Origin of the sequence: Devosia sp., assembly GCF_028290645.1 — a bacterium.
GTDB lineage: Bacteria > Pseudomonadota > Alphaproteobacteria > Rhizobiales > Devosiaceae > Devosia_A.
Map to the genome: position 1 here is coordinate 1 of NZ_JAQGJL010000173.1, position 9,453 is coordinate 9,453.

9 protein-coding genes are annotated in these 9,453 nt (G+C 65.9%); 7 read left to right on the forward strand and 2 right to left on the reverse strand.

Annotated elements, in window-relative coordinates:
• Positions 1 to 126 precede the first annotated feature (126 nt).
• The 5 genes from JWQ89_RS09700 (at position 127) to JWQ89_RS09720 (ending at position 6,837) form a co-directional block, all read left to right on the forward strand.
• Positions 127 to 615, forward strand: a complete 489-nt coding sequence (locus JWQ89_RS09700) for a flagellar basal body-associated FliL family protein (protein WP_299640490.1) — start codon at positions 127 to 129, stop codon at positions 613 to 615.
• Positions 615 to 1,775, forward strand: coding sequence for a flagellar motor switch protein FliM (fliM, locus tag JWQ89_RS09705; RefSeq protein WP_299640492.1), 1,161 nt, complete (start codon positions 615 to 617; stop codon positions 1,773 to 1,775). The genes JWQ89_RS09700 and fliM overlap by 1 nt, the downstream gene beginning before the upstream one ends.
• Positions 1,775 to 2,206, forward strand: coding sequence for a DUF6468 domain-containing protein (locus JWQ89_RS09710; RefSeq protein WP_299640493.1), 432 nt, complete (start codon positions 1,775 to 1,777; stop codon positions 2,204 to 2,206). Before fliM ends, JWQ89_RS09710 begins: the two co-directional genes overlap by 1 nt.
• A complete protein-coding gene (locus tag JWQ89_RS09715) occupies positions 2,203 to 3,270 on the forward strand; it encodes a hypothetical protein (protein WP_299640495.1) in 1,068 nt (355 codons plus the stop codon). The genes JWQ89_RS09710 and JWQ89_RS09715 overlap by 4 nt, the downstream gene beginning before the upstream one ends.
• Before the next feature lie 186 nt (positions 3,271 to 3,456).
• Positions 3,457 to 6,837, forward strand: a complete 3,381-nt coding sequence (locus JWQ89_RS09720; protein WP_299640497.1) for a hypothetical protein — start codon at positions 3,457 to 3,459, stop codon at positions 6,835 to 6,837.
• Here JWQ89_RS09720 and fliP read toward each other — a convergent pair.
• Both fliP and JWQ89_RS09730 read right to left on the reverse strand, forming a co-directional pair.
• A complete protein-coding gene (gene fliP, locus JWQ89_RS09725; RefSeq protein ID WP_299640506.1) occupies positions 6,834 to 7,529 on the reverse strand; it encodes a flagellar type III secretion system pore protein FliP in 696 nt (231 codons plus the stop codon). The genes JWQ89_RS09720 and fliP overlap by 4 nt on opposite strands.
• A gap of 49 nt (positions 7,530 to 7,578) precedes the next feature.
• Entirely contained in the window at positions 7,579 to 8,190 is a 612-nt protein-coding gene (locus JWQ89_RS09730; protein ID WP_299640499.1) for a hypothetical protein, read from the reverse strand.
• Between the two features lie 190 nt (positions 8,191 to 8,380).
• Between JWQ89_RS09730 and flgB the strand changes: the two genes are divergently transcribed.
• On the forward strand, positions 8,381 to 8,779 hold the full coding sequence (flgB, locus tag JWQ89_RS09735; protein WP_299640501.1) for a flagellar basal body rod protein FlgB: 399 nt from the start codon (positions 8,381 to 8,383) through the stop codon (positions 8,777 to 8,779).
• A 3-nt stretch (positions 8,780 to 8,782) separates the two neighbouring features.
• Positions 8,783 to 9,196: a flagellar basal body rod protein FlgC gene (flgC, locus tag JWQ89_RS09740; RefSeq protein WP_299640503.1), complete on the forward strand. Its 414-nt coding sequence runs from the start codon at positions 8,783 to 8,785 to the stop codon at positions 9,194 to 9,196.
• Positions 9,197 to 9,453 lie beyond the last annotated feature (257 nt).

Consider the following 9,453-nt stretch of genomic DNA (forward strand, 5'->3'; position numbering starts at 1 on the left):
ACCCAGTCGCGTGGCAAAAACTGCCCGGCAATTTCTGCCGCTTCGAGCAGTTCGTAACCAATCGTTAACCCTCTGGCGATTAGCTCGAGGAGGACCGGAATCGACCAGTGGGGCAGGGGTTTGGGCATGGCTGTCGAAGCCGATATCGAGGAGGGCGAGGTCGCTGCTCCCGCGACGAAGAAGCTGCCCCTCATGCTGATCGCTATGGTCGCAGCCGCGGTGGTGCTGTTGGGTGGCGGTGCGGCCGCCTACTTCCTGCTCTTCTCCGCCCCCAGGAATCCCGCCGGCGACCACGTCGCGGCGATGCCCGAGACCTTCATCTTCAACCTGCCCACCATGACGGTCAACCTGCGCGGCGACGGCGAGAACGAGCAGTTCATGAAGCTGACGGTAGCGCTCGAAGTCGCCAATGAAGAGGTGATGACCGAGATTCAGCCTCGCATGGCCAAGGTGGTCGACGCCTTCCAGGTCTACCTGCGCGAACTGCGCAGGAGCGATCTAGAGGGCTCGGCCGGCATCTACCGGCTGAAGGAAGAGTTGCGCAGACGCGTCAACATCGCGATCTTCCCGGCGCAGGTCGACTCCATCCTGTTCAAGGAAATCCTGGTGCAGTGATGGCTGGACCGGGCGAACAGGACAAGCTCAGCGACGACTGGGGCCTCGATGTGGGCGCCGCGGGAACGCCGGCCGCCGCGGGTGGCGAAGATGCAATGAGCGCCGAGTGGGCGGCCATGCTCGAAGCTGATGGCGGGGAGGGCGGTGCGTCCGACAGGGTGCTCAACCAGGACGAGATCGACAGCCTCCTCGGCTTCGACCCGAACGCCGGTGGCGGCGCCGAGCTCACCGGCGTGCAGGCGCTGATCAACTCCGCGCTGGTCAGCTACGAACGGCTGCCGATGCTCGAGATCGTCTTCGACCGGCTGGTCCGGCTGGCGACGACTTCGCTGCGCAATTTCACCTCCGACAACGTGGAAGTTGCGCTCGACTCGATCTCCTCGGTGCGCTTCGGCGACTACCTCAACTCCATCCCGCTGCCTGCCATCCTCTCGGTGATCAAGGCTGAGGAATGGGACAATTTCGGCCTCCTCACCGTCGACTCGGCACTGATCTACTCGATGATCGACGTGCTGCTGGGCGGGCGGCGGGTGGGCGGCACGATCCGCGTCGAGGGTCGCCCCTACACCACCATCGAGATGGCGCTGGCCCGCCGGATGATCGAGGTGATCCTCGAGGACACGCACCGCGCCTTCGAGCCGGTGACCGATGTCAACTTCAAGGTCGAGCGGCTCGAGACCAACCCGCGCTTCGCCGCGATCTCTCGGCCGGCCAATGCGGCGATCCTGATCGAGCTTCGCATCGAAATGGATGATCGCGGCGGCAAGATCGAGATCCTGCTGCCTTACGCCACGATCGAGCCCATCCGCGAGCAACTGCTCCAGATGTACATGGGCGAGAAATTCGGCCGTGATCCGATCTGGGAAGGCCACCTCGCTACCGAAATCTTTGCAGCCGACATCGAGATCGACGCGATCCTGCACGAGATGGACCTCCCGCTCAGTCGGGTGCTCACCATGGCGCCGGGCGAGACAGTGATGTTTGACCGCGCGCCCGGCGATCCGATCAGGCTCCGCTGCGGCGATGTCGAGATTACCGAAGCGATCATGGGACATATCGGCAGCCACGTGTCGGTGCGCGTGTCGCGCCCGCTCAACGCCCCGAAAGTAACAATGGCGGCCTTCGAGGCCATCGACGAAAACAAAATGGAGGGCCGCTGATGTTCGGATTGTCGCCGGGAATCGTGATCGAAACGCTGGTCGCGATTTTGCTCGCAACGACAATCGGGTATTGCGTGATCCTCAATCAGCGCCTTAAGCGGCTGCACTCCGATCGCGGCGAACTGAGGCAGATGGTTGCCGATCTGATGCAGGCCACCGGCCTCGCCAATGCGGCCATCCAGGAGCTGAAGGGCACGGCCCGGGAAGCGGAAACCGTGCTCGAGACGCGGCTCGGGGAAGCGGAGCGCTTCGGGATCGAACTCGCCAACCATGTGAGCGCCGGCCAGCAGATCATGGATCGGCTGGCGCGGATCACCAGCGCCGCCCGCGGTAGCCAGCTGTTCGACGATCGCCTCGACGAGCCCAACAAGGTGCAATCGGCGCTGCAGCAGCTCTCCATGCGCCCGCGGATCAGGGGTAACGCCGCTTGAAGACGCCGCGCCTGCTTCCGGTCGTCATAGCCGCCGCCACCGCGCTTCTGCTCTTCAAGGGTATCGGGCTGGTGACAACCGGTGGTTATGTCCTGACCGGCCCGGGAAGCGCGATTGCGGCCGGCGGCGCCCAGCCGGGCGGCGGCGCCGCTGCGACCGCGGAGGGGCGTGGTGATCCCACCATGGCGCTGCCTGCCGATGCGACGATGGACGACAACAGCCCGACGCTCGATGACGGCGCCCCGGTTCTGCCGCTCGGTCCCAACGAAAGTTCCGAGACAGTGCCATCCGAAGGGGAGAACGGAGCGGCGCCGGTTGCCGGAGGCGAACAGCCCGCGGAGGCCATCCCGGCGCTGGAGTCCAATGCCGAGGCGGCCGCGGCGCACGCCGCCAGCAAGGCCGAAACCACCCTCTGCCCGCCAACGCGGACGGCCTCGCCCGGCGTCCCCGCAGAAGCGGTTCCGCAAGCTGAGGCGGCTGCCGGAACCGGCGAACATGGCGCCGTCGAGGCTCCAGCGGACTGTGTCCCCATCCCGGTGAACGAGCATGGTGACGCTCTGCCGATGGAAATGAACAGTTCTGGCGTGCTGGCGCCGATGGCTGCCGAGCCGGGCAGTCAAGAGGATCTGCTGGGCCGACTCGGCGAGCGGCGCGACTCGCTCGACGTGCGCGAGCAGGAGCTCGAAATGCGCATGGCGCTGGTCGAAGCGGCCGAGAAGCGGATCGAGGAGCGCACAGCCGCGCTTAAGGCAATCGAAGCGAGGATCAACGCCCTGGTCGACGAGAAGAAGTCGGCCGAGAAGGAGCAGTTCGTCGGCATCGTCGCCATGTACGAAACGATGAAAGCCAAGGAAGCCGCGACCATCTTCAACCAGCTGGACTTGGCCATACTGGTCAAGGTCGCCCGCGCCATGAATCCGCGGAAGATGGCGCCGATCCTAGCCCGGATGGACCCGGCGAAAGCCCAGCAGCTGACCGCCGGCCTCACCGCCGACGAGGGCGAACCGAGCCTCGACGTCGCCGCCGAGGACCTCAACAGCCTGCCGCAGATCATCGGGCAGTAGGCGCTTCAGGGCGACGTTTTCGGTTCGTCGCCGGAGAGACGCCGGTGCCCCTTTTCGCGAAGCCGGATATCGACGCCGAAAAACCTCTATCTGCGTAAGGTTTGTGCCGTATCCGGTTAGTCCCGCGTTAAGCCGGGCTGCCTATGCTCGTCTGACCAGAAGAGTGTAAGGCGGGCAGAAGCCGGCATGACAGCGGGGGTCGCATATCGGCGAGGGACGTTCGCGTCCTCGTGGCGCATGGTCGCGCTGGCGTTTCTGGTCGCCCTTGGTCTAGCGATAGGCCCTGCCTGGGCGCAGGAAAAGGCACAGATATTTGCCACTCCCGAAAAGGGCTTCGGGCGACTGATCATCGCCTTTCCGGATCGGCTGGACCTGCCCAAGTACACGGTGAAATACGAGAACGGCGTCCTCGCGATCGAGTTCGAGGCGCCGATCTCGGTCCTGCTTCCCGACATCGCCCTCGCCATGCCCGAATACGCCACCATCGCGCGCGTCGATCCGGATCGGCGCGGCATCCGCATCGGGCTCAGGACCACGTTCAACATCAACCGCATGGACGCGGGCGAGAAGCTCTATATCGACCTGCTGCCCACCGACTGGGTCGGGTTGCCGCCATCGCTGCCGCCGGAAGTCGTGGCGGCGCTCGCCGATCGCTCGAAGCGCGCCGCCGAACTGGCCGAGCAGCAGCGGAAGGCGGAAGAGGCCAAGACGCTTAGGCCGGTCGCGACCGTGCGGGTCGGGCGCAACCCGACGTTCCTCCGCCTGCAGTTCGACTGGAGTGTCGACACCAAGGCCAAGTTCGCCGTGAAGGGCACCCGGGGGGCGATCACCTTCGACTGGCCGGTGCCGATCGATCTCTATGCGCTCAAGGCCGACTTGCCCAAGGAATTCAAGGGCGCCGTCAACGCGGTGGGCCCGATGGGCTCGGAAGTCAGCTTCGCGGTGGCCGAGGGCGTCGTGCCGCGCTTCTACCAGACGTCGCCGCGCCAGTTCGTCATGGATGTCGATGTCGCACCGGCCGAGGGGCTGAAAGCGGCCCTGGCGGCCGAGGAAAAGGCCAATCAGGCGCGACTCGATCTGGAAATGGCCGCCGCCGACCAGGAACAGCGGCGCGCGGCGCGGCTCGGGCTTGAAACCGCCGGCGACAACGCCTCGGAACTCTATCCCACAAGCAGAGGCATCGTCACGCCGCAGGTGACCAGTGCAGGCAATACGGTGCGTGTTACTTTCCCGTTCGACACCGATACGCCCGCCGCCGTGTTTCGCCGCGGCGATACGGTGTGGATGGTGTTCGACACGTCGCAGGCAATGGCGTCGCCACCTCCGTCCGAGGCGCTGTCCAGCATCGCGACGGGGTTTGAAGTGGTGGCGGCGGGCGAGACCAAGGTGGTGCGCCTCGACCTTGCCGTCGATCGGCTGGCGACGCTCGGCTCCGAGGGCAGGTCCTGGGTGCTGTCGCTTGGGGACGCGCTGCTCAACGCCACCGAGCCGATGACGCTGAGCCGCGTGCGGGACGAAACCGGCCGCTTCGAGATGACCGCCGACGTCGAGCGGCCGGGCAAGGTGCATGTGCTGCGCGACCCGGTGGTGGGCGACACGCTGCGGGTGGTCACGTTGATGCCGCCGGCCCGCGGCATGACTCGCAGCCAGGAGTTCGTCGATTTCGACGCGCTGCGCTCGGCACATGGCCTGGTGATCAAGCCGCGCAACGACGACCTCGATGTCGAGGTGGCCGACAAGGTGGCCGTGATCTCCACCAGGAGCGGGTTGACGCTGTCGGCGGTCGAATCCTCCCGCAAGCTCGACGCCGGCAACGCTCCCGAGTTCCGCGAAAGCTATCTCGACCTGGGCGTCTGGTGCGAGGACGACCCGGAGAAGCTCACCGCCCGCAAGGAGGCCATCATGGCCCGCGCCGCCGCCGCCGAAGGGCGCCTGCGCGACGTGGCGCGCCTCGATCTGGCGCAGCTCTACGTGGCCAACGATTTGAGCTACGAGGCGATCGGCGTGCTCGGCGTGCTCGAGCCGGAGCTGAAGAGCGAGGACATGCGCAAGAAGATGCGGCTGGTCCGCGCCATTGCCGATACGCTCGCCGGCCGCTCGAACGATGCCATGGCGACGCTGTCCAGCGGCTCGTTCCCCGAGGAGAGCGATGCGCTGATGTGGCGCGCCATCGCGCGGACCGATGCCGGGGACTTTCGCGGGGCACGCCTCGACGCGCTCTCCGCCGAAGCGGTTGCTCCCACCTATCCGACCTGGGTGCAGAGCAAATTCCTGTTTGCGGCCCTGCGTGCCGCGGTCGAGACCAAGGACGCGCCGCTGGCGCTGCGGCTGATCGCCAAGGTCGATTTCCCCAAGCTCGGGCCGGAGGACGTTACGTACTACCAGCTCATGCAGGGCCGGATCGCTGAACTGGAGGGCCACCCCCAGGACGCCATCGACACCTACGGCCAGGTAATCGCCGCCGATGTACGCCCCACCCGCGCTGAAGCGGTCTATCGCACCCTGTTGCTGCTGCAGCAGACCGGCAAGGTCGACCTCGCCAAGGCCACCGAGACCCTCTCGGCGGAAGTGCTGATCTGGCGCGGCACGCCGCTCGAGGCCGAGATGCAGAAGCTCCTCGCCGAGCTTTATTTCGCCAATCACGACTATCGCGACGGCTTCGATACCGTGCGCGAGGCCGCCGCCAGCTTCCCCGAGAACGCCTCGATCAACACGCTGGTCAGCGAGGCGCAGGTGACGTTCGAGGATCTCTACCTCAACGGCGCCGCCGACACACTGAGCGACGTCGATGCGCTCTCCCTCTACTACGATTTCCGCCAGCTCACCCCGCCGGGGTCGCGTGGCGACGAGATGATCCGCAATTTGGCGCGCCGGCTGGTGAAGGTCGACCTCCTGACGCAGGCGGCAGACCTGCTCGAGTACCAGATCGACAGCCGCCTCACCGGCGTCGCGCAGGCGCAGGTGGCCGCCGACCTGGCGCTTATCCGCATCGCCGACCGCAACCCGGAAAAGGCGCTGCGCGTCCTCAACCGCACCCGGCTCGCGGACCTGCCGCCGCAGCTCGAGCGGCAGCGCCGCATCCTCGAATCCCGGGCCCTGATCGATGCCGGCCGGCAGGAACTGGCCCTCGACCTGATCTCCAAGCTCAATGGCAAGGATGCCGATATCCTCAGGGTCGACGGCTACTGGAAATCGAAGAACTACGGCCTGGCATCCGAACTGCTGGAGGTGCTGAACGCGCCCGCCGAGGGTGCCGGTCAGATGTCGCAGCCGGCCCGGATGAGCGTGGTCAAGGCAGCCGTCGGCTTCGTCCTCGCCGGCGACAAGCTGGGGCTGTCGCGGCTGCGCTCGAAGTTCTCCGAGCAGATGGCCAAGTCGGCCGAATGGCCGTTGTTCGAGTACGTGACGCGCGACGTCGCCCCGCAATCGGTGGAGTTCCGCAAGCTGGCGAGCGAAGTCGCCGGGGCGGATTCGCTCGACGCCTTCCTCGCCTCCTACCGCGAAATCTACGGCACCGCCGAGGCCATGTTGCCGGCGAAACCGACGCCTTCCGGGGGCGCCGCCTAGGTACTGGTGAAACTGCGGATCAGCGAACCGGCGACGAGGTGCCAGCCGTCGACCAGCACGAAGAAGATCAGCTTGAACGGCAGCGAGATCACCACCGGCGGCAGCATCATCATGCCCATCGACATCAGCACCGACGCCACCACCATGTCGATGATGACAAAGGGCAGGAACAACAGGAAGCCGATCTCGAAGGCGCGCCGAAGCTCAGAGATCATGAAGGCGGGGATAAGCGTCTGCAGCGGGATCGCGGCGGGGTCGGCCGGCGGAGGCGTGCCCGACATGTCGAAGAACAACTGCAAGTCCTCCGGGCGCACATTGGCGGCCATGAACGCGTGCACCGGCGCCACGGCGCGGGTGAACGCCTCCTCTATCGGGATGGTGCCCGCGACCAGCGGCGCGATGCCGTTATCGTAGCTCTGCTGCAGCGTCGGGCCCATCACGAAGAGCGTCAGGAACAGTGCGAGGCTCACCATCACCGAGTTGGGCGGCGCTGTCTGCAGCCCGATGGCGGTCCGCAGGAGCGAGAGCACCACTACGATACGGGTGAAGCTCGTCACCATCACGAGGATGGAGGGGGCAAGCGACAGGAGGGTGATCAGCCCGACGATCTGCACCGCGCGTTCGGTGATCGTTGTGTCGTCGCCGAAATTGATCGAGACGTCCTGCCCGAAGGCGAGACCGGGCACTACCAGGGCGGCGAGGAAGGCGAGAAAGGTTAGGGCGCGCTTCAGCGCGAGGCGGTTATCCCGCCTTGCTGCCGTCTCCGAGATTGCGTTGAGCCCCAAGCGCAGTCCGCCCGTTATCCGTGCCTGCGGGGGTTGTAGCTGAGTCGGCTTTGCCGCGGCCCGAGTTATCCCCAGTCATCGGCGGCATCGGGATCACTGCCGGCTCCCTCGTGCTCACAGGACGGAGCAGTCCGGTGTAGCGGAGAGATTGCGGCTTGCGCTCTGCAGCGGGTCGGACGAACTCGCGCAGGCGGTCGATCTCGGGCTTGGTGAGCGTCGGGGTCGGCGGCTGGGGGACTTCGTGCTCGGTGCTACGGCGGGTCGGCAGCGGCGGGCGCTCGACCGGGATGCCGGTCTCGACGACGAGGTCCTGCGGACCGCCGGTATGGATCATATGCTCGACATTGTCGCGCCGGATGATCAGCAACTGACGCTTGGCGTCGACCTGCATGTGGTCGATGACGCTGAGCCTCCGATTGCGGCCGCGACCGACCACGGTGCCGGTCCGGGTGACGAGTTTCAGCACCCAAAGCCCCAGCACGATCAGCACCAGCACGATGCCCAGCGCGAGCACCGACGTGACGATTGTCCCCCCCGACTCGCCCAGCAAACTCGTCATGAACTGCATGCCGCGCACTCCCTGCCCGTTCGGGGTGGCCATCCGAACGCAAATCAGTGGAACTAATTGCCCAGTAATGCGCCCAGATTATGCAAAATGCGAGGCATCTCGGTCCCGCAGGTGGCGTGGTTAACGCCTCGTTAATAACTGGTGGGCAGGATTTGCCCACTTGCTAGGCGATTCCGGGACCCGCCTCACGATGAAAATTGGCCTGCTCGACGCGCTCGGCGAAAAGATGCGGTGGCACCAGGCGCGGCAGACCTTGCTCGCCGAGAATGTCGCCAATGCCGACACGCCCGGCTATCGCGGCCGCGACCTCAAGGCCGTCGGCTTCGAGGAACACATGCAGAGCCTCTCCACCGTCAAGATCGCAACGGTGGCGACGCAGCCCGGTCACATTGCGGTGAGCAGCAGCGATGCCGACAGGTTCGGCGCCCGCACCATGAACAGCTTCGAAATCACCCCGGAAGGCAACGGCATTACGCTCGAGGACGAGATGATGAAGGTCGCCGGCAACCAGATGGACTACCAGGCGATCACTGCCCTCTACACGCGCTCGGTCAAGCTCCTCAAAACCGCCCTCGGCAGGCAGGCCTAAGCCATGAACGACTTCCTCTCCTCCCTCAAGATCGCGGCCACCGGGCTCCACGCCCAGACGGCGCGCATGCGGGTGATCGCCGAGAACCTCGCCAACGCCGACTCTGCCGGCAAGACCCCCGGCCAGGACCCGTACCGGCGGAAGATTCCGACCTTCAAGTCGGTGATGGACAGCGAGCTTGGCGCCAACAAGGTCGAGATCGGGCGCATCGCCTACGACCAGTCCGATTTCACCACCCGCTACGAGCCCGGCCACCCGGCCGCCGACGCCACCGGCTATGTCCGATACCCCAACGTCAACTCGCTGATCGAGACCATGGACATGCGCGAGGCACAGCGCAGCTATGAGGCCAACCTCAACGTCGTCACCGTCACCCGGCAGATGCTCGGGTCCACTCTCGATATCCTGCGCGGCTGACGCGCGGGGCCCTTTGATTTTCGCGGGATTGAACCGGAAGAGTCTGCAACTTTTCCTGATCCCGCTCCAGCCGGAGACCAGCATGGCCGTCCCGATCAACGCCGCCACCGCGGCCTATTCCAACGCCGCCAGGCTGATGGGCCAGTCGGGCAAGCCGCAGCTGCTCAACCAGGTGGCGGAAGCCGGGCAGGGGAGCGATTTCGCCAAGATGCTCGGCCAGGCTGTGCAGGGCGTGGTCGACAGCGGCAAGGTGGCCG